The 25,871-nt window shown below is 68.7% G+C and carries 17 protein-coding genes; 6 read left to right on the top strand and 11 right to left on the bottom strand.

What is annotated here, in order from left to right; genetic code table 11:
- Nucleotide 1 precedes the first annotated feature (1 nt).
- The 3 genes from ASF51_RS05230 to ASF51_RS05220 all read right to left on the bottom strand — a co-directional run bounded on the left by ASF51_RS05230 (nucleotide 2) and on the right by ASF51_RS05220 (nucleotide 3,240).
- A complete protein-coding gene (locus ASF51_RS05230; RefSeq protein ID WP_082479560.1) occupies nucleotides 2-913 on the bottom strand; it encodes a carbohydrate ABC transporter permease in 912 nt (303 codons plus the stop codon).
- A 3-nt stretch (nucleotides 914-916) separates the two neighbouring features.
- Nucleotides 917-1,858: a carbohydrate ABC transporter permease gene (locus tag ASF51_RS05225; protein ID WP_055926122.1), complete on the bottom strand. Its 942-nt coding sequence runs from the start codon at nucleotides 1,856-1,858 to the stop codon at nucleotides 917-919.
- An 86-nt stretch (nucleotides 1,859-1,944) separates the two neighbouring features.
- Nucleotides 1,945-3,240: a sugar ABC transporter substrate-binding protein gene (locus ASF51_RS05220; protein WP_055926119.1), complete on the bottom strand. Its 1,296-nt coding sequence runs from the start codon at nucleotides 3,238-3,240 to the stop codon at nucleotides 1,945-1,947.
- Nucleotides 3,241-3,403: 163 nt separating this feature from the next.
- Between ASF51_RS05220 and ASF51_RS05215 the strand changes: the two genes are divergently transcribed.
- Complete coding sequence (locus ASF51_RS05215; protein WP_055926116.1) at nucleotides 3,404-4,438, top strand: LacI family DNA-binding transcriptional regulator; 1,035 nt, start codon at nucleotides 3,404-3,406, stop codon at nucleotides 4,436-4,438.
- Between the two features lie 132 nt (nucleotides 4,439-4,570).
- Here ASF51_RS05215 and ASF51_RS18965 read toward each other — a convergent pair whose 3' ends face one another.
- Nucleotides 4,571-8,605: a family 43 glycosylhydrolase gene (locus ASF51_RS18965; RefSeq protein WP_055926113.1), complete on the bottom strand. Its 4,035-nt coding sequence runs from the start codon at nucleotides 8,603-8,605 to the stop codon at nucleotides 4,571-4,573.
- Nucleotides 8,606-8,764: 159 nt separating this feature from the next.
- Nucleotides 8,765-15,016 (bottom strand): Ig-like domain-containing protein, encoded by a 6,252-nt coding sequence (locus tag ASF51_RS05205; RefSeq protein ID WP_082479673.1) that lies wholly within the window; start codon nucleotides 15,014-15,016, stop codon nucleotides 8,765-8,767.
- Nucleotides 15,017-15,357: 341 nt separating this feature from the next.
- Here ASF51_RS05205 and ASF51_RS05200 point away from each other — a divergent pair, with 341 nt between their 5' ends.
- Together ASF51_RS05200 and ASF51_RS05195 are read left to right on the top strand one after the other, a co-directional pair.
- Nucleotides 15,358-16,383 carry an NADPH:quinone reductase gene (locus ASF51_RS05200; RefSeq protein ID WP_055926107.1) on the top strand — a complete coding sequence of 342 codons (1,026 nt, stop codon included), beginning with the start codon at nucleotides 15,358-15,360 and terminating at the stop codon, nucleotides 16,381-16,383.
- A 113-nt stretch (nucleotides 16,384-16,496) separates the two neighbouring features.
- Nucleotides 16,497-16,991 carry a nucleoside deaminase gene (locus tag ASF51_RS05195; protein WP_055926104.1) on the top strand — a complete coding sequence of 165 codons (495 nt, stop codon included), beginning with the start codon at nucleotides 16,497-16,499 and terminating at the stop codon, nucleotides 16,989-16,991.
- 36 nt (nucleotides 16,992-17,027) lie between these two features.
- On the opposite strand, the gene ASF51_RS05190 is transcribed toward ASF51_RS05195, so the two are convergent.
- Complete coding sequence (locus ASF51_RS05190) at nucleotides 17,028-18,128, bottom strand: LacI family DNA-binding transcriptional regulator (RefSeq protein WP_055926101.1); 1,101 nt, start codon at nucleotides 18,126-18,128, stop codon at nucleotides 17,028-17,030.
- A 175-nt stretch (nucleotides 18,129-18,303) separates the two neighbouring features.
- On the opposite strand from ASF51_RS05190, the gene ASF51_RS05185 reads away from it, so the two are divergent.
- Together ASF51_RS05185 and ASF51_RS05180 are read left to right on the top strand one after the other, a co-directional pair.
- Nucleotides 18,304-19,020 carry a ThuA domain-containing protein gene (locus ASF51_RS05185; RefSeq protein WP_055926098.1) on the top strand — a complete coding sequence of 239 codons (717 nt, stop codon included), beginning with the start codon at nucleotides 18,304-18,306 and terminating at the stop codon, nucleotides 19,018-19,020.
- Nucleotides 19,005-20,129 carry a Gfo/Idh/MocA family protein gene (locus tag ASF51_RS05180; RefSeq protein WP_055926095.1) on the top strand — a complete coding sequence of 375 codons (1,125 nt, stop codon included), beginning with the start codon at nucleotides 19,005-19,007 and terminating at the stop codon, nucleotides 20,127-20,129. Before ASF51_RS05185 ends, ASF51_RS05180 begins: the two co-directional genes overlap by 16 nt.
- Here the strand turns inward: ASF51_RS05180 and ASF51_RS18960 are convergent.
- From ASF51_RS18960 to ASF51_RS05165, 3 genes are all read right to left on the bottom strand, one after another.
- Nucleotides 20,126-20,740: a G5 domain-containing protein gene (locus ASF51_RS18960; protein WP_235497138.1), complete on the bottom strand. Its 615-nt coding sequence runs from the start codon at nucleotides 20,738-20,740 to the stop codon at nucleotides 20,126-20,128. The genes ASF51_RS05180 and ASF51_RS18960 overlap by 4 nt on opposite strands.
- 255 nt (nucleotides 20,741-20,995) lie before the next feature.
- Nucleotides 20,996-21,385: a DUF805 domain-containing protein gene (locus ASF51_RS05170; RefSeq protein ID WP_055926092.1), complete on the bottom strand. Its 390-nt coding sequence runs from the start codon at nucleotides 21,383-21,385 to the stop codon at nucleotides 20,996-20,998.
- A gap of 27 nt (nucleotides 21,386-21,412) precedes the next feature.
- The gene (locus tag ASF51_RS05165) at nucleotides 21,413-22,897 is read right to left on the bottom strand and encodes a cryptochrome/photolyase family protein (RefSeq protein WP_055926086.1); all 1,485 of its coding nucleotides are present in this window, start codon (nucleotides 22,895-22,897) and stop codon (nucleotides 21,413-21,415) included.
- A gap of 167 nt (nucleotides 22,898-23,064) precedes the next feature.
- On the opposite strand from ASF51_RS05165, the gene ASF51_RS05160 reads away from it, so the two are divergent.
- Entirely contained in the window at nucleotides 23,065-23,754 is a 690-nt protein-coding gene (locus tag ASF51_RS05160) for an alpha/beta hydrolase (RefSeq protein ID WP_055926084.1), read from the top strand.
- Here ASF51_RS05160 and ASF51_RS05155 read toward each other — a convergent pair.
- Complete coding sequence (locus ASF51_RS05155) at nucleotides 23,751-24,497, bottom strand: TetR/AcrR family transcriptional regulator (RefSeq protein ID WP_055926081.1); 747 nt, start codon at nucleotides 24,495-24,497, stop codon at nucleotides 23,751-23,753. The two genes, ASF51_RS05160 and ASF51_RS05155, sit on opposite strands and share 4 nt — an antisense overlap.
- Nucleotides 24,494-25,735: an amidohydrolase family protein gene (locus ASF51_RS05150; RefSeq protein WP_055926078.1), complete on the bottom strand. Its 1,242-nt coding sequence runs from the start codon at nucleotides 25,733-25,735 to the stop codon at nucleotides 24,494-24,496. The genes ASF51_RS05155 and ASF51_RS05150 overlap by 4 nt, the downstream gene beginning before the upstream one ends.
- Nucleotides 25,736-25,871 lie beyond the last annotated feature (136 nt).

Here is a 25,871-nt window from a genome sequence, read left to right as displayed (position 1 = left end):
GTTACCCCTTGAAAGCGCCGGACATGAAGCCGCGCACGTAGTGACGTTGAAGAATGAGGAAGAGAAGTATGCACGGGAGTGCGAGAACGACGACGCCGGCCTCGGTCGCGCCGTAGTCGACGACGCCCTGCACCTGCCCGCGCAGGTTCGAGACCGCGAGCGGAAGAGTCATCTTCGTCGAGTCGTTGATCAGGATGAGCGGAGCCATGAAGTCGTTCCACGCCGCGAGGAAAGCGAACAGCCCCACCGTGATGAGCCCGGGCTTCACGGCCGGCACGAGCACCTTCCACAGCACCGTCCACGAGTTGCAGCCGTCGACCATGGCGGCCTCGTCGAGCTCTCTCGGGATCGACTCGAACGCGATGCGCATCATGAAGGTCGAGAACGGCAGCTGGAACATCGTCAGCACCAGCGCCACCCCCACGAGGGAGTTCGACAGGCCGACCATGTTGAGCAGCACGTACAGCGGGATCAGCAGTGTGGCGTAGGGCACCATCAGGATCGCGATCGTCGCGAGGAACAGCGCGTTCTTGCCGCGGAAGTTGAACCTGGCGAACGCGTACCCCCCGAGCAGCGAGATCACGAGAGTGAGCACCACGGTCAGCAGCGACACGAACACCGAGTTGCCGATGTACTGCAGAATGCCGTCCTGGTAGTTCGCCAGCGTGATGTAGTTGCCGAGCCCCCAGCCGTCGGTCTGGTTCGTGCCAGCGAGCGGCGCGACCGACGAGATCGCGGTCCACACCAGCGGGTAGAGGAAGATCACGGCCAGCGCCGCGGTCAGAACCCAGAACGGCATCTGGATGGCGATTCCGCCGAGACTCGTCGTGCGAGGTGCCTTGCGGCCCCCGCGTGGCGGCTCGGCCGGGCGGTCGGCCGCGACGGTCGTGGGCGGTTCGATGAGAGCGGTCACGGGTCAGTCCTCGGCTTTCTTGCTGAACGCGCGGATCTGCACGATGTTGATGATCACGAGGGCGGCGAGCACGATGACCGACAACGCACCGGCGACGCCGAGGTTGTTCGGCCCCTGGAATGCCACGTTGTAGATCAGCTGCACGACGGTGATGGTGCTGTTGTCGGGGCCGCCCTTGGTGAGGATGTAGAACTGCTCGAAGGCGAGCAGCGATCCGGTGACGCACATCACGGTGGTCAGCGCCAGCGTCGGCTTGAGCAGCGGAACAGTGATGTCGCGGAAGATCTGCCAGCGCGATCCGCCGTCGATGCGGGCGGCCTCGTAGACCTCTTCCGGAATGCCCTGCAGTCCCACGAGCATCAACAGCATGTAGAAGCCGGCGAATCGCCAGACGATCAGGAACAGGGTCGACCAGAGCGCGGCATCCGGTGTGCCGAGGAACGTGAAGCCCCATGACTTGGTGAGCTCGGCGAACGGGCCGGCGATGGGCGAGTAGAGAACGTAGAAGAGCAGGGATGCCGATGCGAGGCCGAGCGCGCTGGGCACCAGGAAGGCGGTTCGCAGGAAGCCCTTCCACCGGCTGGACTCCTGCACGAGCAGGGCCAGTCCGAGGCCGAGGCCGATGAGCAGCACGGTGGCCAGGACGGTGTACTTCAGGGTGAAGATGACCGAATCGAGGAAGAAGCGGTTGTCGAGGGCTTCGGGAAAGTTCTCGGGGAAGTTGATGCCCTGGTTGCCGCCGAGCAGCGGCCAGTCCGACGCGGCCATCTGGAAGACGAGCACGAGCGGCACCAGGAAGAGGAGCACGACGAACAGCGCCGTGGGAAGAGCGAAGAGCCAGCCCGTGAGGGCGCTTCCGGAGCGTCGCGGGCGGCGCCGGGTGGGAGCACGACCGGGCCGGGTCGCCGCGACCGGCGCCGATGCCGGAGTGACGGTGGTGCTCATGAGGGAGCCTTTCGATGCGGTGATGCGGGTGTGGAGCCGGGGCGGGCGCTGCGGGCGCCCGCCCCGGATGACGCTGGTGATGCCGGTTACTGCGAGAGCACCTCGGTGATGGCCTCGTTGTCGGCGTCGAGCGAGTCGCTGCCGTCGAGAACCGCGTTGCGCACGAGCTCGAGCCACGGGCCGGTCGGCGAGTTGAACGCCTCCTGGAAGTTCTTCGACACAGGGGTGTCACCCTTGGCCGCGACCTCGTTGATCGTGACCAGGCGCGGATCCTTGTCGGAGTACTGGTTGCTCGACAGGTCGCTGCGGGAGACCACGTCGCTGTCCTTCGCGAGGACCTCGACCTGTGCATCCTCCGACATCAGCCAGTTGAGGAAGTTCCAGGCCTGGGGCGACTTCTTGGAGTCCTTCGAGATTCCGATGCCGTCGCCACCGACGAACGTCGAGGCGCCGCCATCCGGCCCCGGGATGCCGGCGACGCCGACATCGAACGGAGTGGACGACAGGAGCGTGGCCGGGTACGGCATAACGCCGACCTTGCCCTCGGTGAATCCGGCGGTCCAGGTGGGGCCGGCCTCGTCCTTCGACGACGGCAGCACCGTTCCGGAGGCCCACAGGTCGGCCCACGTGGCGAAGACGTCCTTCGCGTTCTTCTCGGCGAGCAGCGACTCTGTTCCGTCGCCGTTCATGACCTCGTCGCCCGATGCCCAGACACTCGGGAACCAGGTGAAGACGAGGCAGCCGCCGCAGTTGAGGCCGGTGGCCGTGCCGTAGGTGTCGGGCTTGTTCAGAGCCTGAACCGCCTTGGCCTGCTCGGCGAACTCGGCGAGGGTCGTCGGCCCCTTCTCGGGGTCGAGTCCGGCCTCCTTGTAGAGCTCCTTGTTCCAGAACATCATCGAGAGATCGAGCACGAAGGGCAGCACGTGCTCCTTGTCGTCGACGGTGCCGGCCGACAGGTGCCCCTTGTTGATCGAGTCCTTGAAGTCGAGGCCGTCGATGTTCGACGAGATGTCCTGGAACAGTCCCTGCTCCACCCAGTTCGGCACGTAGACGATGTCTGCGGCGAACAGGTCGGGAAGGCTTCCTGAACCGGCTGCGGCACCGACCTTGGCCACGTAGTCGTCGTTCGGCACGACGGTGAGCTTGACCTGGTTCTCGTGGCTCGCGTTGTACGCGTCGACGAGCAGGTTGGCCTGCTTCTCGAGCGGGGCGCGAGTCCAGAGGGTGAGCTCGCTTCCGTCGTCGGTTCCTTCCGGGCCGGCGCTGGCCGCCGGGTCTGCGGTGGTTCCGCCGCCGGAGCATGCGGCGAGTCCGGCGATGAGTGCGCCGGCGAGCAGCACGCCTCCCGCCCGTCGCATGCGATTACCTGCTGTGGTGATCATCTGTGATTCTCCTTTTGACTCTACGTTGAGTGGACCGTGCAAAGGTCCGTCAGGTTCGGGCAGAAGCCGAAAGCTTCGAAACCCCTTTCGGCAGGCTATCGCGTGGCCTACAGCGTCGTCAAGTACATTTTCCTGTAGCCTTTTCTTCACGGAAGAGGTGCGCATGTCAGACAACAGAACGGGCACAGCGGGGGGCCGCGCTGCAACGCTCAGCGATGTGGCGAAGATCGCCGGCGTGTCTCTTGCCACCGCGTCGAAGGCCATCAACGGCCGCGGCGAGGTCGCGGCCGCGACGCGGCAACGTGTGCTCGAAGCGGCGAAGAAGATCTCGTTCACGCCGAACGAATTGGCGCGCAGCCTCATCAACGGTCGAACGGGAACCGTCGGCCTGCTCACGAGCGACCTCGAGGGCCGCTTCGTGATCCCCATTCTCATGGGCGCCGAAGACGCATTCGGCGCGGGCCAGGTCAACGTCTTCCTGTGCGACGCCCGCGGCGACGCGATCCGCGAGCAGCACCATCTGAACGCGCTGCTGACACGACGTGTCGACGGCATCATCGTGGTGGGCCGCTCGACCGATCCGCGCCCGTCGCTCGGGCACAACATCCCCGTTCCCGTGGTCTATGCCTACGCGCCGAGCGAAGACCCCACCGACGTGTCGATCACTCCGGACAACCGAGCGGGCGGCCGCCTCGCGGTCGAACATCTCATCGCGTGCGGTCGTTCGAAGATCGCGATGATCTCAGGAGAGGCCGTCTATGCCGCCGCCCAGGACCGCGCCGCGGGGGTCATGGATGCGCTCGGCGACGCCGGCCTCGAGCTGATGGGGCGACCCATGTTCTCGGAATGGTCGGAGCACTGGGGTCGCGACGCGTCGGCGATGCTCTTCCGACAGTTCCCCGACATCGACGGCGTCGTCGCCGGCTCCGACCAGATCGCGCGGGGCGTGCTCGACACGATGCGCGACCTCGGCCGAGAGGTTCCGCACGACGTGGCCGTGGTGAGCTTCGACAACTGGGAGATCCTGGCGACGAACTCGCGCCCCGAGCTCACGAGCATCGACGCGAATCTGCAGCAGCTCGGGCGCATGGCCGCCACCCGCATCTTCGACGCCATCGACGGAACGGCGGCGACTCGCGGAGTCGAGAACCTGCCGGGCCGGCTGGTCATCAGGGGATCGACGATCGCCCGCCGCTGAGCCTGCCCTTCGACAAGCTCAGGGAACGAGGGGCGCCCTTCGACAAGCTCAGGGAACGAGGGGCGCCCTTCGACAGGCTCAGGGAACGGTCCGTTCCCTGAGCCTGTCGAAGGGGCGAGCGATACCCGCGGCCTACTCGACCGGCGCGGAGTGGTGGCGACGGAGCAGCAGCGCTCCCGCCGCCAGCAGCAGAAGCGCCGCGAGCGCAGGCAGCAGCGGCTCGGCTCCCGTGGCCGGAAGCGTTTCTGCTGCAGCCGCTCCCGATCCCGCAGGAACAGACGGAGCCCCCGGAGCGGTCGGGACGCCCGGCGTCCCCGGCTCCTGCGGGTCGACCGGCACCTCCACAGCGGTGATCTGCACCTCGAGCGTGCGCGTCTCCTCGACGTTGCCAGCGGCATCCACCGAGCGGAAGCTCAACGTCTGCGTGCCCACCTCGTCGAACACGATGTCATCGTCGCCCGCGGCGATCCACTCGTCGCCACCCGTCGAGTACTCGGTTCGGGCGACCCCCGACGTCTCATCGCTCGCACTGAGCATGATGCGCACGGGCTTCTCCGGAGTCCCCGTCACCGGCGCGGCAGCGGCAGCAGCGGCAGCGGCAGCCCTCAGCCCATCTCCGATCACCGTCGCCGAGCTCACGGGCGCGACCGAGTCGAGCTTCACGCTCGCCGAGCCGATCTCCGAGACGTTGCCCGCCGCATCCACTGCCCGGGCCTCGACCAGAGACGCGCCCTGCGCCGACACCACGATCGGCGTCGCGTACGGCGCCCACTCGCCCTCATCGACGCGCACCGAGACCGCCGGCGCGTCATCCACGTCGTCGCTCGCGGTGACCGACACGGTCACGTCGCCGGTGTTCCAGCCGGATGCCGGCGGCACGGGCGCCTGCTCGAGCATCACGGTCGGGGCCACGACGTCGGGCTCGGGGTCGACGGCCTCGGCGGCGAAGACCCGCCACTCGTAGATGCCGCTCGAGCCGCCGGCCGCGGTCTCGCCCCAGGCCTGCATCACCGCGCGCAGGGCGGTCGTTTTCACGGTGTCGAACGACACCGGGTTGAAGGCCTCGCGATCGCGGCCGTAGTCGCCCTCGGCGTCGACGTCGAGCCATTGGCCCGTCGCCACGTCGAGGTACTGGATGCGCCAGCTGCGCGGAACGATGACGCCCACGCCGGCCTCGTCGGTGGAGTCGGAGAAGAACTTGAGCTCCGAGCTGTCGACGTCGACGATGCGATCCCAGGTGAGCTGCACCCACTGCTCGCCGACCTCGGGCCACGTGCCCCAGCTCGATCCGTCGGCGGCGCCGTCGTTGATGGCGCCGACCGATGTCCAGCTCGACGAGAACGAGGCGGTCGCCGTGGCGAGGGGCGCGATGTTCCCGGTGAGCGGCACAGTGCTCGAGAGAGGAACGGTGGCCTTGCCGGCGACCGACACGTTTCCGGCCGCGTCGCGTGCCCGGTAGAACACGTCGTGCTTCTGCTCGTCGACCACGACCGGGGCCGTGTAGGCCTGCCAGCCGAGCTGGTCGTCGATCGAGTACTCGAGTCCCGCGGCCGTGTTCGTACCCGACCCGGTCGCGAGCCCCGACACGGCATCGGCGCCCGCGACGGTCACCTGGCGCGCGGCCGCGTCGACCGTGGCCTGGGCCGTCGGCAGTGTCTTGTCGATCGACACGGTCACGAGCGATTCCTCGCTGACGTTGCCCGAGGCATCCGTCGCCCTGGCCCTCACCTCGGTGGCGCCCTCGGCGCTCACGAGGATCTCGGCGAAGCGCACGTTCTCGAACGCAGCCCAGTCGCCCGAGCCCGACTTCACTTCGATGCGGCTGCGGATGTCGCGGTCGTCGACGGCCGTGGCCCGCACCGTGCTGTTCGACAGGTACCAGCCGCCCGCGCCCTGCGACCCCGCGACCGTGAGCGCCACGCTCGGAGCGGCGAGATCGGCGGGTTCGCCCAGCACCGTCCACTCCTTCACTCCGAGGCTCGACTTGCCCTCCACCGTTCCCTGGGCGACGAGCTGCGCACGCAGCCTCGTGGTGGTCACGGCATCGAACGTCACGGTGTTGTAGGCGTCGACCTCGGTGCCGTAGGCGGAGGCGTTCGGCACGGCGACCCAGGTCTCCGTCGCCGCGTCCCAGTACTCGAGCGACCACGACTTCGGCACCGCGATCCCGTCGCCGGCCGCGTCGAGGTTGTGCACGAAGTACAGGGCGCTCTCGTCGATGCGCACCGGGCTCGCCCACTCGTACTCGATGGTCTGCGGGCCGACCTGCGGCCACGCCCCCCAGACCTGCGCGTTGTCGTTCGGGGTGACATCGCCGGATGCCGTGGGCTCGGTTCCGTCGTTGAGCCCGCCGACCGCATTCCACGGCGCCGTGTAGCTCGCGGTGGCCGTCGCGTCGAGCGCGACGTTCGTGCGCAGCTCGTCGCCGCCGAGCACCGTGACGGCGGCCTCGACCTGCGACGCGGCGTATCCCTGCGCGGAACCCGACACGGTGAAGGTGCCGGGCGCCGCGACGTCGGCCGCATCCACCGGCGCCCATACGACCGTGGCGGGCAGGGTGACGCCGCCCGCATAGGTCACGTCGACGGTCTCGGGAAGCTCGGGAAGCTCACCGACGAGGGTGCTGACGGCGGCCGGGGTGTAGCCCGTCGCCGCATCGGCGTTGACCTTCCACTCCTCCACAGCGAGGGCGGAGTACTCCGACGGGTTGGCCGTGCCGGGCGACGCCTTCAGCACCGCGCGCACCTGCGTGGTGGTCACGGCGTCGAAGGTGGTCGACTGCGGCGACGCGGTCGAGGTGCCGTACGCGCTCGGGTTCGGAACGTCGACCCAGGCGCCGTCCTTCCAGTACTGCAGGATCCACGACGCCGGGTTCGAGACCCCGTTGCCCGTACCGGGCGCCACATCGCGGAAGAACTTCACCTCCGTGCTCGAGATGCGCACCGGATGCGGCCAGGTGTACTGCAGCCACTGCTCGGCGGGCCGGTTTCCGGTCCAGCTGCCCCACATGTCCGGCGGCAGCGGGTTGGGGCGCACGATCTCGTCGTTGAGGGCCTTCACCCAGTACTGGGTGGGAACCGGGTCGTTCGACACGGTGACCTGCGCCCAGGGCGCGATGTTCGTGCGCGGCGTGGTGTTCGCCTGCTTCTCAGGAGTCTGCTTCACGAGCTTCATGCGCGCCGGCGTCTGGGTGTCGTCCCATTCGACCGTGTCGATGGCCACCGAGCGCCGGAAGTGATTGCCGCCCACCGCATCCGCCGTGTGATACGCGATGACCCACTCGCCGTCGAACTCGGTGATCGCCGGATGGCTGGTGGTCGACGAGACGGGAGCGAGAACGGTGCCGCGGTACGTCCACGGGCCGGTGGCGCTGGGTGCCGAGGCGTAGCCGATGCACGCGTGGTAATTCGCCGGGGTGCACGTGCTGCCCACGTCGTTGCCGGCGTAGGCCAGATAGTAGGTGCCGTTGCGCTCGAACAGCCACGGGGCCTCGAAGAACCCGGTGAGTCCGGTGACCGTCTGCGCGCTGCCCACGAGGGTCTTCATGTCGGCTGCGAGCTCGATGCGCCGGGCCTGGCCGAAGCTGCCCCAGTACATCTGCACGGTTCCGTCGTCGTCGACGAACACGGTGGGGTCGATGTTGTGGATCGTGTTGCCGAGGATCTTCTGCGACACGATCGGGCCGCCCGCGTGGTCGGTCCAGGGGCCGAGCGGGTTGTCGCTCACGGCCACACCGATGCCGAACTTGTCCTCCGAGGTGCTCGCGGCCTCGTGCACCGGCACATACCAGTAGTAGCGGCCGTCTATGCCCTCGACGACCTGGCCGGCGTAGGCGCGACCGGGAGTCGCCCAGTCGAACACGGCCTCGGGGCGCATGAGCGCGGGGTGGTGCTCCCAGACCCCGGAGTCGACGTCGGTGGTCGAGAACGCCTGCCACTCGTTCATGATGAAGTCGTTCTGGGTGGCGGATGCCTCGTCGCGGCCCGCGTAGATGTAGAGCGTGTCGTCGACCACGAGGGTCGCCGGGTCTGCCGAGTAGTACGAGCCGTCGCCCAGGATGGGGTTCGACGTGGCCGCGTTCGCCGGTGCGGCGGCGACGAGGGCGAGGCCGGATGCGACCAGGCCGGCCGCGAGCAGCGCGGCGGTCGTGCGAATGGTGCGTTTCACGTGTGATCTCCGTTGATCGTGTGCGGTCGAGCGGGGTGCCCTTCGACAGGCTCAGGGAACGAGCGAGGTGCCCTTCGACAGGCTCAGGGAACGATGTGGGTGCCCTTCGACAGGCTCAGGGAACGGTCCGTTCCCTGAGCCTGTCGAAGGGGGAATCGACTACTCCAGCAGCGCGGCGGACTGCGTCGAGCGCGTCGACCGACGCGACCGGGCCGTGAGGTACAGCCCCAGGCCGGCGATCAGCGCGAGGGTCGCGGCCCAGGCGATGAAGCCCACCGGCTCCCCTACACCCGTGGATGCGATCACGTCGGGCCCGGGGCCTCCCGCGACCACCACGGTGATCGGCGCCGACAGCTCGCCGCCCGGGTTCACGAGCACGATGCGGTGCGCTCCGGCCTCGGTCGACACGGGGATCGTGACGACCGCCTGAGCCGTGCCGTCAGCCGCCACCGTCAGCGTTCCCAGCGTGACCGGGGTGCTGCGCAGCTCGATGCGGAAGACCGCGCCGGGCTCGGCGTTCTTCAGCGACACCGGAACCTGTCCGCCCGGGGAGACCGTCGTGACGCCGAGGTTCAGCATCTCGAGGCCGGTCAGGCCGCCCGACGGCTCACCGGGGGTTCCCGGATCGGTGGGCGTTCCCGGGTCGGTCGGATCGGTCGGGTCCGTCGGGTCCGTCGGATCGACGGGCCCTGTCGGCTTGGCCGGAACATCGACGGAGGCACTCTCCGAACGGTTGCCCGCCAGGTCGCTCGCCCGGTAGTCGATCGTCACGGCCGCGTCGCCGGTGGCGAACGGAGCGGAGTAGACCGTCCACTCGCCGCCCGCGATGCGGTACTCGACCTGAGCGACGCCCGATGCAGCATCCGACGCCGTCAGCGTGAGAGTGCGCGCTGCCGAATCGAAGGACTGCGTCACCGTGGGCGTCGTGCCGTCGCGTTTCACGGTCACGGTCTGCGTCTCGGAGACGTTGCCCGCGGCATCCGTCGCCCGCAGCAGCACCGTGGTGCTGCCGTCGGTCGAGACCGCGATGGCCGCCGTGTACGGCGCCCATTCGGCGTCGCCGACCTTGGCCTCGACCTTCGGTGCGTCGTCGCGGTCGTCGATCGCCGATGCGGTGATCGTGGCCGTGCCGGTGAACCAGCCCGACGCGGGAGCCTCGGGGGCGACGGCCACGGTGAGCACCGGCGCCGTGGTGTCGGGCACCACGGCCGCGGCCTTCTCGAAGACGCGCCACTCCTTGATGCCGAGGCTTCCGGCGCCCGAGGCGGTGCCCGCGGCCTTCAGCTCGACACGCAGCTTCGTGGTCGTGACCGGGTCGAAGGTGACCGTGTTGAAGGTGTCGACCGCGGTCGGGTACTCCGACGCGTTCGTCACCTCGACCCAGGTCGACGTCTCGGCGTTCCAGGCCTGCACGATGTACGACTTCGGCACCGAGATGCCCACGCCCGCGCCGTCGAGGTTCGAGACGAAGTAGAGCTGCGCCTCATCGACGGTCACCTCCTCTGTCCAGTCGTACTGCACCCACTGGGTGCCGATCTCGGGCCAGGCGCCCCAGACGTTGGCGTTGTCGTTCGGGGTGACATCTCCCGACGAGGTCGGCAGCACGTCGTCATTCAGTCCGTTCACCGAGTTCCAGCCGGCGGTGACGGATGCCGTGGGTACGGCGAACAGCGCCACGTTGCGTCGGTGGTTGCCGTCGCTGGCCGCGACGGTCACCGGCTCGGCCTCGGTCACGTTGCCCGCCTTGTCGGTGGAGCGCAGGTGCACGACCGTCTCGTCGAGTCCGATGAGGATGGTGCGCGTGTACGCGGTCCACTCCACGGCGTCGCCGATGCGGTACTCGAGGCTCGCGACTCCCGAACCGGAGTCGCTCGCACTGGCCTTGACCGTGCGACCGATCGCATCCGGAACGCTCACGATGGCGGGTTTCGTCGCGTCGATCGCGAAGGCGAGCTCCTTGACCGTCGACACGTTGCCCGCGGCGTCGCGTGCCCTGGCCTGCACGGTGTGGCTGCCGTCGGTCGAGACCGCGACACCCTCCGTGTAGGCCGTCCAGGCTCCGCCGTCGACCGCGTACTCGAGCACGGGGGCCGGATCGGCGTTATCGGTGGCCGAGAGCGTCACCGTGACGGGGCCCGTGTACCAGCCGGATGCCGGGGCGGCACTCGACGGGGCGATCGTCACGACGGGCTTCGTCGAGTCGACGGGCGAACCGGTGCCGACCTGAACGGTGGCCGAGGCTGCGACGGGAGAGTTCTCCACGGCGCCGGCCACGGTGAATGTTCCGTCGGTGGCGTACTGGGCCGGGTCGATGTCGGCCCAGTCGACGGCCACGCCGCTCTGCCGCGATCCGTCGTTGTACTGCACGGTGACGGTGGACGGCAGCGCCGGGGCGACTCCTGCCCTCGTCTTCACGGAGACCGGGTCGATCGTGTTGATCTGGCCGGGAGGCGTCGCACGGACCCAGACGGTGGCCTTCGCCGGGGCCGATGCCCCGTCGACGAGGCCGATGACCTCGAAGCTGCCCTCGTTCGCGTAGCTGGCGGCGTCGATCGGAGCCCAGGCAACCGGAGTGGCCTGGCGCGAACCGTCTGCGAAGACGGCGTCGACCGTCGCTGGAAGGACCGGGGCCACCCCGACGCTCGTGCGGACGGAGACCGGGTCGAGAGACTCGGGGGCCTCGGCGAACACCTTCCACTCGCTGACCGCGACACCCGCGTAGGGGTCGCCGCCCGTTCCCGGTCCCGCGGCCGAGAGCACGAGGCGCAGCTTCGTGGTGGTGACCGCGTCGAACGTCACCGAGTTCGGTGCATCTCGGGCCACGCCGTAGTCGCTCGGGTTCTCGACGTCGACCCAGGCCGCGCCGTCCCAGTACTGGGCCTTCCACGACTTCGGGATGTTGACGCCGGCGCCTGAGGTGGCGCTCGTCTGGTCGGCCCAGAAGCTGGCCTCGAGCGAGTTGACCCGCACGGGGCTCGACCAGTCGTACTGCAGCCAGCGCGTCGCCGGACGCGAGCCCGACCACGTGCCCCAGAGCTCGGTCTGGGCGCCTCCGGAGTGCAGGATCGTGCCGTTGTTCACGGCGTTCACGTTGTTCCAGCCGGCCGTGAACTCGGCCGTGGGCGTTGCGGATCCGGCGACGTTGTTGCCGCCCGCGGCGACCTCGGAGGAGATGACCACGTCCTTTGTGCTCGAGAGCTCCCCATCGTTCACCGTGAGGCGAAGCGTGTACTCGCCGGCCGCGGTGAAGCGCACGACGCTGGTGGCGGCATCCGGGCTCTCGAAGACGGCGAGCCCGTCGGTCGGGGCGCTGACGACGCTCCAGGTCGTGGTGAGGTCAGTGCCCGGCAGGCCGTCGTCCTTGGCCGTGCCGATGAGGCGCGCCTGGCCGGCGGCGGTGTACGCGGCGTCACGCCACGCATCCACCTGGGGCGGCAGGTTCGTCGAGGCCGGGGCCTCGACGCCGGTCGAGAAGACCTGCACCTCCTTGATTCCCGTCTTGAATTCGGCCGCGTGGGTCGAGGTGACGCGCACCTTCTGCGCCGTGATCTCGGGGAACTGGGCCTGGTTCAGGTTGGCCCGCGGATAGACGGGCGTTCTCGCCTGGGCCGGGATCGGCTTCCAGGTGCTGCCGTCCTGATACTCGATCGTGTACTGCGCGGGCTCGGAGTAGCCCTGCACCGTGGCGGTCGACGAGGAGTTGTAGAAGAAGACCCGGATGTCGTCGAAGGACTTCGCCGAGCCGAGGTCGACCTCGATCGAGTCCTTCGCGTTCGGCGAACCTGCGGTTCCCCAGAAGGGCTCGTTGATGGTCGTGCCGTTCACGGCGCCCGCCGGCGGGCGGGAGGCGGCCGAGAACGAGGCCGTGACCGGCTGACCCGCGGCGAGGTTCGTCGAACCCACGCTGCGGGGGTCGATGTCGGCGCCCGCCTTGGCGAACAGGTCGACGACGCGGTCGGTCGACGCGAACTGCACATACGCGGGAGCCGTGACATCCTTCGTCGTCTCGGTCGTGACCGTGACGCCCGCCGGAGCCTCGACCTCGCCCGTGGCCGGGTCGTAGGTCACGTGGCTGAGCTTGTCGACCGTGAAGGCCAGCTCTCCGTCGAGGAACACCGAGTAGCCCTCGGGCACATCGGCGCCGTAGTACTTCGTGCCGCCGGGCGCATCCCACGTGATCGTGAGGTCGCTGTCGCGGTACTTGATGTTGTTGGCGGTGAAGTGATCCCACTCGATGTCGATCGGGTCGAGCTCGATCTTGGCGTCGGTGCGGGGGCGCAGGCCCATCGCATCCTCGATCATCGTGAAGTTCGTGGTTCCGAGGATCGTGTGGTGGATCCACGAGCGGTAGCCGATGTTCTGGGGGTCGGCCGAGCCGTTCGACCAGAACTCGTTCTGGTCGGGCAGCCGGTTGTCTCCGCCGTTCTGGTAGTGCGACCAGGCGTTCCAGTAGAGCAGCTTCTTGTACCACTCGGAGTCGATCGCGTCGGTCGGGTAGTTGCGCAGAACGCTGGCCAGCATGCGGAACGTGACCGTGGAGTTGATGACCGAGAAGTTGTTGCTGCCCGGTCCGCCGTAGTCGGCCTGGTCGGCCTGGTTCGCCGTGTAGAACGGGAAGATCGGGTACTGCTTGTCATCGGCGAACAGGCGCAGGGCGTCGACGTAGTCGTCGTTGTAGTCCGCGTCGCCCGGCTTCGGCATGAGGCCGACCGTGAAGGGGTAGTAGTTGTTGATCTCCTTCCACTTCGCGAGCTGCCCGTCAGACGTGAAGCGGTGCTTCAGCAGGTTCTCGTCGGAGTCCCACAGAAGCTCGACGACCTTCTCCTTGATGGTCTGCGCGAACTCGTCCATCTCGTCTGCCTTGGCGGTGTTGCCGGCCAGGCGGTAGGCCTCGGCAGACGCCAACGCGTTCGAATAGAGGTAGGCGTTCTCGGTGCGGTCCATGCTGGCGTTGGGCCGCTCGTGGAAGGACACGGCGTCGGCGTCGTTGCCCGTCATCGCGCCCCAGTTGTAGTCGATCAGACCGCTGTCGTCGGTGTCATAGGCGTCGAGCAGGCCCTTCACGTCGTACTCGGCGTATTCCGCGAGGTTGGATGCGATGGGTGCCGGCCCGCCGTGCAGCTGGTAGGCGCGCCACGCGGCCTCGGAGATGTACTGCGTGTAGCTGTTCGACCAGTTGGCGGGGTCGCCGGGGTTGTCGACGAACTTGTAGCTCTTGCTCGTCTCGCCCGCCGAGACCCAGGGGCCGTACGAGTAGATCGGGTCGCGGAAGTACTTGAGATCGTCGATGAACATACCCGTGGTGAGCACGATCGCATTGTTGTAGCCGAGCACGCCCTCCATCGAGGTGGGGAACTGGTAGTCGTTGCCCGGGATGTTCGCATCGAGGAAGTTGAATCGCATGAGCCACCAGCGGTAGAACAGCGTCTTGTCGATGTTGTCTTCAGGGGTGTCGAGGTAGGGCACGTTGTCGGCCCACCACTTGTTGTAGGTGGTCACGCTCGTCGTGAAGGCGGCGCCCGGGGTGGCGGCGCGCACGGCGTCGTACTCCGTGCGGCTCTCCTCGATCTCGGGCGTCACGAAGCCGAGCTGCACCTTGGCGCTGGCCGTGCCGCCGGCCGGCACATCCAGCGTGCGGGTCAGCTGGCCGGCGTCGACGGTGAAGCCGTCGCCCGAGAATCGGGGGAACACCGTGGTGAGGTTGTTGGCAGACGAGACCACACCGGTGAGCTCGTCGCCCTCGACCGTGGTGGCGTAGCCGGATGCGGCGCGCAGCTCGATGCTGGCCCCTCCAGTGCTCGAGACGTCGAGGTTGGTGACGGCCACGTTGCCGTTGGTGATGAACTTGGTCTGCACGACGCGCAGCCCTTGGGCCTCGTTGGTGTGCACGCTCCGCCAGTAGCTCGGCGTCTGCTTGCGCTCGGCGGTGACCTCGGTGAGGGCCACGGGGGTACCCCCGACGCGCAGCACGATGTCGTAGGCGCCGCGGTTGTCGATCGACTCCCAGTAGGCCACCTGGCCGCCGAAGCCGAGGACCTCGGGGCTGTGCTCCTTCATGAACACGGTGCGGCCGCGGGTGAAGAGCCACTGGTTGTTGTCGCCGTTGCTGCCGGCGGTGCCGGTGCGGGCGAGCATCTTGTCGAACCAGAAGTCGTTCGACGTGTCGGTGCCCGCGCCCGCCGCCACGTCGGCGTCGAAGATCGACTGCAGCTGGTTGCGGGTGTTGTACGCACCCGTCGGGGGCACGGGGTTGGCGTCGCCCGCGAAAGTCGGGTAGCCGATGTCGGAGTTGGCCGCGAAGGCCGGAGCGGCCGTTGTGGCCGCGAAGCCCGTGGCGATCAGGGTGGATGCGGCCAGGACCGCGAGCCCCCTGGTGATTCGCCGACGCGCTGAAAGTCGTTCTTTGTGCATGGATGCCACGGAAATTATTACCTCTCACCATTGAGACAGACGCTCTTGCTGTTGGACGTTACTGCAGGGCTCTCCTGGGCCGCAAGGGCTTTCGGGATCTTTCGGAATGTTTCGGCGCGATCGAGGGATGCTCGGATTTGCGGGCCTTTTGTGGCGAAAGCCCGCGCAAGTTCCTTTCTGCGATGCCGGTAACCAATTCAGGAGGAGAGCCCAGCCGCGTGGATAGTGGCGGTGGGCAGGCTCTCCTCCTGAATGAGTGACGCAATCGAGCACCCTGATCGAGGGCGGGTCCACAATAGAGAGCGGGGTGCACCGCCGTCACGACACGAAAGAAGACTCGAATGCGCGCAGTCACGTACGACCACACGGGAGATTCCAGCGTTCTCACGCTCACTGAGCGCGAGCCCGTCGAGCCGGAGGTCGGCGAGGTGCGCGTGCGCGTGGTGGTCTCGGGGGTCAACCCCACCGACTGGAAGTCGCGCGCGGGCGCCGGGGCGGGCAGCGGCCCGTTCGATGCGCCGAAGGTTCCGAACCAGGATGGCGCGGGCGTCGTCGACGCGGTCGGCGAGGGCGTGACGCAGTTCTCCGTGGGCGACCGCGTCTGGCTGTGGGACGTGGCGTTCGGCACGAGCATCGGCACCGCCCAGGAGTACGTGACCCTGCCGGCGACCCACGCTGTCGCGCTGCCCGACGACGCGACCTTCGACGACGGCGCGAGCCTCGGCATCCCGGCTCTGACCGCAGCCCTGGCGCTGGCCGCCCACGAGAACCTGCCCGACCGACTGTCGCCGGGCTCGCTCGAGGGCCGAGTGGTGCTCGTCTCCGGTGGCGCCGGGGCCGTGAGCCACGCGGCGATCCAGCTCGCGACGTGGGCGGGGGCGACGGTCATCACGACCGTCTCGTCGGACGAGAAGGCCGAGCTCGCCCGCCGGGCCGGAGCGGAACACATCCTGAACTACAAGACCGACGACGTGGCGGCGGCCGTCAAGCAGCTCGCGCCGAAGGGCATCGACATCATCGTCGAGGTCAACCTGCAGGCGAACGCCGAACTCGACGAGAAGATCATCGCCCGCGGCGGCACCATCGTGAGCTATGCCTCCGACGGCGACGACCGCGTGTCGCTTCCGATCGGCCCTGCCATGGGCCGCAACGTGCGCTTGCGCTTTCTGCTCACCTACACGGTGAGCGACGACGAGAAGCAGGATGCTATTGCCTCGGTCTCCGAGGCGCTGGCCGCGGGCGCGCTGGGCGCCGGCGACGAGACGGGGCTGCCGTTCACACGCTTCGCGCTCGCCGAGACCGCGGCGGCGCACGACGCGGTGGAGCAGGGCGTGGTCGGCAAGGTCCTGATCGACGTGACGCAGTAGCGGACCCGTTCCCTGAGCCTGTCGAAGGGGCTCGCACAACCCCGCGCCGATCGAGTAGCCCGGCTCGCGCAGCGAGCCGGGCGTATCGAGATCACATCCAATAGGTTGATCTCATGCCCACCTTCTCGACCGCCGTCTCCGAATCCGACCTCTCGCACCTGCGCCGGGCGATCTTCGTCTCGATCGAGGCGAAGCAGCATGGCAACCACCCGTTCGGAGCGGTTCTCGTCGACGAGCACGGTGCCGAGGTACTGGCGGCCGAGAACACGGTCGTGACGCACTCCGACGCCACCGGCCATGCCGAGACCAACCTCGTGCGCCTGGCGACGAAGGAGTACGCGCTCGACGAGCTGCGCGGCTTCACCCTCTATACGAGCTGCGAGCCCTGTGCCATGTGCACGGGCGCCATCTACTGGGCCGGCATCGGGCGCATGGTCTACGCGCTCCCCGAGCAGGCTCTCATTCCCCTCACCGGCGACGACCCCGAGAACCCCACCCTCGACCTGCCGAGCAGGGAGGTGCTGGCGCGCGGCCAGCGCACCGTCGTGGTCGCGGGCCCGGCCCTCGAAGAGCAGGCCGCCGAGCCGCACCGCGGCTTCTGGCGCTAGCCGACGCGGCCGCATCCGTCAGCGCGGCCGCCTGCGTCAGCGCGGCGGCGAGGTGGATGCGCGGGTCACCAGCCGGGTCTGCAATTCGATGCCGGGCTGCCGGGCCATCGATGATCGGGAGCTTCGTCGGGCTTGCACGAGCATGCCGAAGGCCGCCGCGCCCATCTCCCGGATGGGCTGGTGGATCGTCGTCATCGGCGGCGTCGCCCATGCGGGCTCGAGCAGGTCGTCGAAACCCACGACGCTGAGATCGTCCGGAATCCGGAGCCCGGCCTCGAGCGCGGCGTCGTAGACGCCCAGCCCCATGCCGTCGGAGCACGCGAAGATCGCCGTGGGCCTCTGCTCGGCCGACGCCAGCATCCGCGCGGATTCCACCCGGGCACGCTCGCGATCCCAGTCGCCGTGCGCGATCAGCTCCGGCGGCACGGTGATGCCGGCCGAGCGCAGGGCGGTCGTGAAGCCGTCGACTCGTGCGCTGCTGTACAGGTGAGCCGGCTTGCCCGCGATGATGCCGAACCGCGTGTGGCCCAGCGCGAGCAGGTGCTCGGCGGCCATGCGTCCGCCGTCCCAGTTCGTGGCGGCGACACTGGACACGCCATCGGGCGGCCTCTTTCCGGGGTCGACGATCACGACGGGCACAGGTGCGTCGGCGAGCGCGTGCAGTTCGGCGGGCGACATGTCGACCAGCACCACGATCGCCCCGAGTGTCGAACGGCCCAGCAGTCGTCCGATCCAGGATCCGTCGGGTCGCGCCACCGAGAGGGTCAGGTCGACGCCCGCATCGGACGCCTCCTCCTCGATGCCCTCCAACACCCGCGTGATCCAGCTTCCCTCGAGATGCCCCACGACCACATCGATCGACCGGAGACCGGTGACCGCGCCTGTCGGGTCGGTCGGGTCGGTCGCCGCGCTCGAACTGCTCGGGCCGCCCGAGCCGCTCGAGCCGCCCGCAGGCTGCCGCCGGATCGACCGGGTGTACCCCACGGCGTGCACCGCCTCGAGCACACGCGCACGCATCTCGTGCGAGACGTCGGTCTTGCCGTTGAGCACCTTCGACACCGTCGGGATGCTCGTGCCCGCGTGCTCGGCCACCCGCGCGAGGGTCGCGCGGGGCGATGCCGGGCGTTGGGAGTCCACCCCCTGATTCTACGGAGCAGTTGCGCAAGTTTCGAAGGAAAATCGACTCATGTCGCTTCGCACGACCACTTGTGCAGGCCGACCGGCACGACCACAATGGAGTCCGCTTCGCATCCGGTGACGATTTGCGCAACTTTCGATGCGGATGCGACAGGCCCCGAACCGAAGGACGACGATGACCGATCAGCCCCCTCACCCCATTCCGAAGACAGTGCTGGTCGTGCGCGGCGGCTGGGACGGCCACCAGCCCGTGGAGGCCACCGAGCTGTTCATCCCGTTCCTCGAACAGAACGGCTTCACCGTGCGCGTCGAGGAGTCCCCCGCCGTCTACGCCGACGCAGACGCCATGGCCGAAGTCGACCTGATCGTTCAGGCCAACACCATGAACACCATCGAGAAAGAGGAGTTCGAGGGCCTCCGCGCGGCCGTCGAGAGCGGAACCGGCCTGGCCGGCTGGCACGGCGGCATCGCCGACTCGTATCGCAACAACTCCGACTACCTGCAGATGATCGGCGGGCAGTTCGCGTCGCATCCGGGCAAGCACCCCGACGAGCGCACGGGCGAGCAGTCCGACAACTACATGCCCCACCGCATCGAGATGACTGCGGCCGCGGCCGAGCACCCGATCACGCAGGGCATCGCCGACTTCGAGCTCGTGACCGAGCAGTACTGGGTTCTGCACGACGACTACAACGACGTTCTCGCGACCACCACTCAGGCCGTTCGCCCGTGGGATCCCTGGAACCGGCCCGTCACCTCGCCGGCCATCTGGACCAGGCAGTGGGGCGCGGGGCGCATCTTCGTCTCGACGCCGGGGCACCGGGTCGAGATCCTGCAGGACACGAACGTGAGAACCATCATCGAGAGGGGGCTGCTGTGGGCAGCACGCTGAACATCGGAATCATCGGGGTCGGCAAGATCAGCGAGCAGTACTTCGCGAGCATGCCGAAGCTGCCGGGCCTCACCGTCGTGGCCGTCGCCGATCTCGACATGGATCGCGCGCGCGAGGTCGCCGCGGCCCACGAGGGTGTTCGCGCCCTCACCGTCGACGAGCTGATCGCCGACCCCGGTGTCGATGCGGTGCTCAACCTCACGATCCCGGCCGCGCACGTCGAGGTCGGAACCCGGGCCCTGCGCGCGGGCAAGCACGTGTTCGCCGAGAAGCCGCTCGGTCTGAACCCCGCAGAGGCCGCGCCCATGCTCGACCTGGCCGAGTCGCTCGGACTGCGCTACGGCAGCGCGCCCGACACCGTGCTGGGCACCGGCATCCAGACGGCGAGGCAGACCCTCGACTCCGGTGCGATCGGAGAACCGTTCGCGGCGAACGTCTTCTGGTCGGCTCCCGGCCACGAACGCTGGCACCCGGCCCCGGCCTTCTACTACCAGCCCGGCGGCGGGCCGCTCCTCGACATGGGGCCGTACTACCTCACCGCCCTCGTGCACCTGTTCGGCCCCATCGCGAGCGTCTCGGGGCTCGCCGTGCGCTCGGCGCGCCCTCGAACGATCGAGACCGGGCCGGCCGCCGGCACCCCGATCGAGGTGGGCGTCGACACGCACATCACCGCGCTGCTCGACCACGTCGGCGGCGTCACGTCGACCGTCACCGTGAGCTTCGAGGTGTGGAAGACGCGCTCGCCCCTCTTCGAGGTCTTCGGCACCGCGGGAACGATGGCGGTCCCCGATCCCAACCATTTCTCGAAGCCGGTCGAGATCGCCACCAGCGAGAACGACGAGTGGGTGACGGTTCCGGATGCCGCGGGCTTCGTCGACGCGGGCCGGGGCGTCGGGCTCGCCGACCTCGCCGAGGCGATCGTCGAGGACCGGCCGCACCGCGCATCCGGTCGCCTGGCCCTGCACGTGCTCGAGGTCATGGATGCGATCCTGCGCTCGTCTGCGGGCCGCGAGACCATCGTGATCGAGAGCACGACAGAGAGGCCGGCTCTCGTGCCGCTGCGCGACCTGGCCGAAGGCTCCCCCGTCGGCTCAGCCGGCGAGCGCTAGTCGCACGCGACGCCGTCGCCGTCTCTGTCGAGATCGTAGATGTCGGAGCCCACGACGAAGACGGGGCCGGCCACATACGCGGGGCCGTTGCCCGATCCGCCCGCGCAGTCCACATCCGACGCGATGGGAACGCAGGGCCCGGAGTAGTTCGAGTCGCAGCCGCCACCATCGGCGACGGGTGCGGGCTCGGGCGCGGGCGGCGGCGGCACGCGCGTGCCCACAGAGGTCACCTGGTCGACGGGCGCGACGCTCGTCGTGGTCGTCACCACTGTGCGCCCGGTCTCGACGCCGTCGACGGTCGTCACGGCCCAGGTCGTGACCTTCGTGCCCTCCGCCCCGGCGGTGGAGATGACGTTCTGGCCGACATCGAGGTTCGCATCGTCGACCGAAACGGCGGCGAACGGGATGGGCTCCGCCACGTCGACGTTGGTCACGACCACGACCGGCTTGGGCGTCGGTTTGGCGCTGGCCGTCGCGGTCGTCTTGGCCACGAGTCCTGCCGGCTGGGCCGTGCCGGCCGTCGGGGCACCGGATGCGCACGACGCCGTCACCAGCACGGTCGCCGCGAGCGCGACACCGATCATCATCGAGCGCGCACGCGAATACGACATGAAGTCCCCCTGACGCTCCGGGCATTGTCGGCACTGCATGGCCGAACCGGGCGTCTCTGCGACGCTACCGAAACCGTGACGGTCTGTAACAGTCCCCTGTCCAGGGAAGACCCCGACCAGGATGGTCCGTATCTTCCATCGCGCCAGTGGTCGAACGCAGAGAAGCGCCGACCTATTTGGGGGTTGGGTCGGCGCTTCTGACTTGAATATAACACTCGGAGTGAGTAATGCAAGCCATAATGTATCGGTAATATCTCAGATGACCGGCTCGTCCTGCACTGCGGCCGGCTTCGACGGATCGCAGAATCGGATGATGATCACGATCAGCCCGGCGATCGGCAGCAGCAGCCAGAACAGCTGGGTCCAGCGGTTGCCGCCGTCGCGCAGGCGACGCACCGCGATGGCGAGCACAGGAACCACGGTGCCGAGCGCCCACAGCGTCGCGAAGAGTCCGGCGTCGCCACTGTCCGCTCCGAGGAGCGAGGAGTCGAGCGCTTTCGCCGCCGAGTTCACCAGCACGACGAAGAGCATGAACCACCAGAACTCCGCGACGCCGGATCGGCCCGTGAACTCGGCGTACCTTCGGAAGCCCGTGCTGATCGCGGTGCCGAAGGACATGCGGGGCCCGGTCGTCGTGTAGCTCATACGTGGCACCCTACCGAACCTGCCCGCTCACCACTCCTCGCGGTGCCGCTCCTGGTCGACCACCGCCTCGCGATCGGCGAGGCGCCGCAGCCCGCTGAGCGGCTGGGCCATGCGGTGGTTGTGCCGGATGCGCGGCTCGACCCGGTCGAGGAACGCCCAGTACCCGGCGGTGAACGGACAGGCTTCCTCGCCCAGCCGCACCTTCGGATTGAACACGCATCCCCCGCAGTAGTCCGACATGCGGTCGATGTACGCCCCGCCCGACGCGTAGGGCTTCGTGGCGACGATGCCTCCGTCGGCGTGCTGCGACATGCCGATCACGTTCGCGGGCATAACCCACGGCGTTCCGTCGACGAACATGTCGACGAACCAGTCGTTCAGCTCCACCGGGTCGTAGCCGTGCTGCAGCGCCCAGTTTCCGAGCACCATCAGGCGCTGGATGTGATGGGCCCAGCCGTGCGTTCGCATCCCGTCGATCGTCTGGCTCAGACAGTTCGACCGGATGGCCGCCGCGTCGAGAAGCCGGAAGGCCTCGGGCAACGGGGTGTGGGCATCCAAGGCGTTGTTGCTCGTGCGATAGCCCTCGCCCAGGTGCCAGTAGAGGTGCCAGACGTAGTCGCGCCACCCCATGATCTGGCGCACGAAGCCCTCGACGCTCGGCAGCGGCGCGCGGCCGGCGTGGTACTCGGCGACGACAGTGTCGATCGCCTGAAGCGGGTCGAGCAGGCCGAGGTTCATGGGGGCGCTGAGCAGGGAGTGCGCCATCGTCCAGTCGCCCGTGAGCATGGCGTCTTCGAAGGGGCCGAAGTCGTTCAGCCGCACCTCGACGAAGTCGGCGAGGGCCCGCTCGGCCTCGGCCGCGGTGGCGGCGAAACGGCGAGGGCCGTCGTCGCCCACGAGCTGAACGACTCCGTCGCGCTGCCACCGGTCGAGGTCGGCTCGAACCTCGTCGTCGATCTCGTCTTCGACCGGCCACCACGGGTCGGGCAACCCGAGGCCGGGCGCGTTCTTCGGGGGCGGGGTGCGGTTGTCATGGTCGTAGTTGAACTTGCCGCCCTCGGGCTGGTCACCACGCATCAGAATTCCGGTGCGCTCGCGCACGCCCCGGTAGAAGTCCTCGAGCAACAGGCGCTTGCCGACACGGGAGTCCGCCCATGCGGCGAAGTCGGTCTCGCTCGTGACGAAGCCGCGGCTCGGCAGAATGTGAATGCCTCGGTCGCGCACGATGCGGCGAGCGGACCAGGAGGTGGGGTCGATGACCTCGAGGTCGTCGCGCCCGTCGACCGCCTCGGAGTAGCGGTCGACCCGGAGGTACTCGACCCGGTCGCCGAGCTCCGCGGCACGGTGCCTCATCGCCGACAGCAGCAGGTGGGCCTTGGCCCGGTGCATGGGGCGACGGCCGAAGACCGAGCGCGCCTCGACGATCATCATCGGGCCGCCGTCGTCGAAGATGGGGCCGAGCTGTCCGGCGAAGATCCAGCGGGTGCGCGGGGCGGGAGTCGGGGTCGTCACGGCCTCAGGCTAGGCGCGCAGGCCGCCCCGCACGGTGGCGTTGACAACGGCGCCGCGAACGACGAAGCGGCCGATCCGCCAAATGCGCCGAAGGCCACCCGCACGCAACGGTCGATAACTATCGATGATAGAAATATGTCATCCGTCCGCCGACAGAAGTGGAACCCATGATGACCGCACCCCACGTCCTCCTCGTGCACGGCGCCAGCCACCGGGGCTCTAGCTGGCATCTGCTCGAACGCGCCCTCGCCGCGCGAGGCATCCGGTGCGCCACGGTCGACCTGCCGAGCGCATCCCCCGAGCTCGGCGACCTGCACGCCGACGTCGAGGCGATCCGCTTCGCCCTCGACGCCGTGCCGGCGCACGAACCCGTGACGGTGATCTGTCATTCGTACGGCGGCATGCCCACCACCGAAGCCGTCGCGGGCTCGAGCAGCGTGAGCCGCATCGTCTACCTCACGGCCTACATGCCCGATGTGGGCGAGACGCTGCTCGACCTGGTCGACGAGGGCGACGACAGCGACTGGGCGATCTCCGACGACGGGCTCACGATCTCCGCCGTCGACCCCGCCCGCCTCTTCTACAACCGCTGCCCGCCTGCCGTCGCAGCCGAAGCGATCCGCGACCTGGCGCCGCAGTCGCTCGCGTCGTTCGAGCAGAGCGTGCAGGATGCGGCGTGGCGCGACATCCCGTCGAGTTACGTCGTCTGCACCGACGACAGGGCGATTCCGCCGCACGTGCAGCGCCGCATGGCGGCCGGCGCGACGACCTCGGTCTCGATCGACAGCGACCACTCGCCGTTCCTGTCGATGCCCGACCGGCTCGCCGATCTCCTGGTGGAGCTGCTCGGCGCTTAGCGGCGGGGCGCGGCTCCGGGGTAGCTCGCGATGAGCCGGCCCGCCTCGCCGGCCACCCCGGCGATCGCCTGCTCCGGAACGCCCAGCAGGCGAAGACAGCCGCGGGGCACGGTCGCGGCATAGGCCGCCCGGTCGCTGAGGCCACCCCAGTACCGCTGCGCCACGATGCTCTCGACCAACCCGAAGATCAGCACGAGATCCGACTCGGGCACCGACAGGGCGCCGGGGGTCGTCGATCCGAGCCGGGCGGTCTCGCGCGCGAGCTCGAGGTAGCGAGACTGGAGCACGGTGAGCTCGACGCGGCCGCTCTCTTCTTCTTTCGCGGCGACGTCGGGAATGCGGTAGAGCTCGTGCATGCTCCACGGATCGTTGAGGATCACGTCGAGGTCGTACGCGGCGAGAGCGTAGAGCTTGACCTCCGGGCCGGCCTGGATGCCTCGGAGCCAATCGGAGAAGCTGACCGAAGGCGACACCGTTCCGTCGAGCAGGGCGACGACGATGCTGCTCTTGTCGGCGAAGTGATAGTAGAGCGACGCCTGCTTGATACCGACGAGCTCGGCGATCTGGCGCGTCGTGGTGCCCTCGTAGCCCTGCTGGGCGAACAGGCGGGCCGCAGCATCCAGGATCTCGTCACGCGTGCTGGCGTCGGGCGCCGTCTTCGGGGCCGATCGCGGCCTGCCGGGCCGGCGGCGCACCACGGTGCGCTCGTCGTCGTGCAGGGGAACCGGTGCGTCGGCCGTCATCGCGTCACCGTCTCCGAAGGTCGTGTGATCACGTCTCCAGCTTGCACTATCAACGACATCGCGTGGGGCATGGCGAGCGAATGGACGTCGCCGAGCGGATCGAGGCTGGTCGCGACGAGATCGGCGCGCTTGCCGACCTCGAGGGTGCCCACCTCGTCGTCGAGTCCGTTCAGCCGGGCCGCGTTCGCCGTTCCGGCAAGAATCGCCTGCATCGGCGTGAGCCCGTGATCGACGAGCAGGCCGAGCTCGCGCAGGTTGTCGCCGTGGGGCACGATGCCCGCATCCGTTCCGAGCGCGACCTGAACACCCGCCGCGAGCGCGGCGGAGATGCGCTCCCCCGCCCGCTCGATGGTGCGCCGTCTTTTGGCGACCACCCAGGGCGCCGCCGTCGGCGATACCGCGCGGGTGAGCGTCGACAGGGTGGGAACGAGCACGGTGCCCCGCTCGATCATCGCCTCGATGGTCTCGTCGTCGACGAGGTAGCCGTGCTCGATGCTGCGCACGCCGGCCCGAACGGCGGCGGCGATGCCCGCGGTGCCGATGGCGTGGGCCGCGACGCCCGCGATGCCGTGCCTCTTCGCCTCGTCGACGACGGCCCGCATCTCGCTCTCGCTCAGGCCGCCGCCCTCGGGGTGGCTGCGCGGGCTGCCCATGCCTCCGGTCGCGGCGATCTTGATCCAGTCGGCCCCCTCGCGGATCGCCTCGCGGGTGATCCGAACGAATTCCTGCGGCGAGTCGGCGATCGCGCCCGCCCCCGGGCCGGAGTCGAGCGCGAGGCCGTTGACCGCGCGCGAGTCGCCGTGCCCGCCGGTGATGCTGAGGATGCGCAGGGCGATCAGCAGCCTCGGGCCAGGAATGACCCCGGCCTCGAGCGAGTCCCGGAACCCGGAATCCGCCCCGGCCAGGTCGCGCGCCGTCGTGACACCGGCCATCAGCGTCGCCCGCAGCTGCGGCACGGCGCGCAGGGTCTTGGCACTCTCGGCCTCGGTGATGCCCTCGAGTGCGCCCTGATCCGGCGTGGTGCTCGCGTGGATGTGACAGTCGAAGAACCCGGGCATCACCGTGAGGCCGTGGGCGTCGATGCGTTCCAGGCTCGAGAGCCCCTGGGCGATGGTCAGGCTGCCGGTGGGCGCGATGGCGGCGATCGTGCCGTCGTCGATCAGGATGTCCTGCCCGTCGCGGGGCTCTCCTGCGAGTGCGTCGATCACTCGGGCGTTGGCGATCAGCAGGGGCGGCATGGGCTCGACTTTCGGAATAAGGGTCTGAATTCTTCCCTCAATCTATCAAATACCTGTCAGCGATAGATTTTACACGCATGTAACACGCGGCAACGGCGTGGAAATACCGGCGGGTTAGTTTTTGTCAGCGATAGAT

It is taken from the genome of Agreia sp. Leaf283, assembly GCF_001422485.1.
Lineage (GTDB): Bacteria > Actinomycetota > Actinomycetes > Actinomycetales > Microbacteriaceae > Agreia.
The sequence above is the reverse complement of the archived record's forward strand: the minus strand, read 5'-3'. Positions and strand labels throughout refer to the sequence as shown.

What these genes read in the sequence shown, in the direction of transcription:
- ASF51_RS05170 (WP_055926092.1), bottom strand. Translation starts at nt 21,385, where the DNA reads ATGAGCTACACGACGACCGGGCCCCGCATGTCCTTCGGCACCGCGATC.
- ASF51_RS05215 (WP_055926116.1), top strand. Translation starts at nt 3,404, where the DNA reads ATGTCAGACAACAGAACGGGCACAGCGGGGGGCCGCGCTGCAACGCTC.
- ASF51_RS05200 (WP_055926107.1), top strand. Translation starts at nt 15,358, where the DNA reads ATGCGCGCAGTCACGTACGACCACACGGGAGATTCCAGCGTTCTCACG.
- ASF51_RS05205 (WP_082479673.1), bottom strand. Translation starts at nt 15,016, where the DNA reads ATGCACAAAGAACGACTTTCAGCGCGTCGGCGAATCACCAGGGGGCTC.
- ASF51_RS05185 (WP_055926098.1), top strand. Translation starts at nt 18,304, where the DNA reads ATGACCGATCAGCCCCCTCACCCCATTCCGAAGACAGTGCTGGTCGTG.
- ASF51_RS05195 (WP_055926104.1), top strand. Translation starts at nt 16,497, where the DNA reads ATGCCCACCTTCTCGACCGCCGTCTCCGAATCCGACCTCTCGCACCTG.
- ASF51_RS05160 (WP_055926084.1), top strand. Translation starts at nt 23,065, where the DNA reads ATGATGACCGCACCCCACGTCCTCCTCGTGCACGGCGCCAGCCACCGG.
- ASF51_RS05150 (WP_055926078.1), bottom strand. Translation starts at nt 25,735, where the DNA reads ATGCCGCCCCTGCTGATCGCCAACGCCCGAGTGATCGACGCACTCGCA.
- ASF51_RS05225 (WP_055926122.1), bottom strand. Translation starts at nt 1,858, where the DNA reads ATGAGCACCACCGTCACTCCGGCATCGGCGCCGGTCGCGGCGACCCGG.
- ASF51_RS05155 (WP_055926081.1), bottom strand. Translation starts at nt 24,497, where the DNA reads ATGACGGCCGACGCACCGGTTCCCCTGCACGACGACGAGCGCACCGTG.
- ASF51_RS18960 (WP_235497138.1), bottom strand. Translation starts at nt 20,740, where the DNA reads ATGTCGTATTCGCGTGCGCGCTCGATGATGATCGGTGTCGCGCTCGCG.
- ASF51_RS05220 (WP_055926119.1), bottom strand. Translation starts at nt 3,240, where the DNA reads ATGATCACCACAGCAGGTAATCGCATGCGACGGGCGGGAGGCGTGCTG.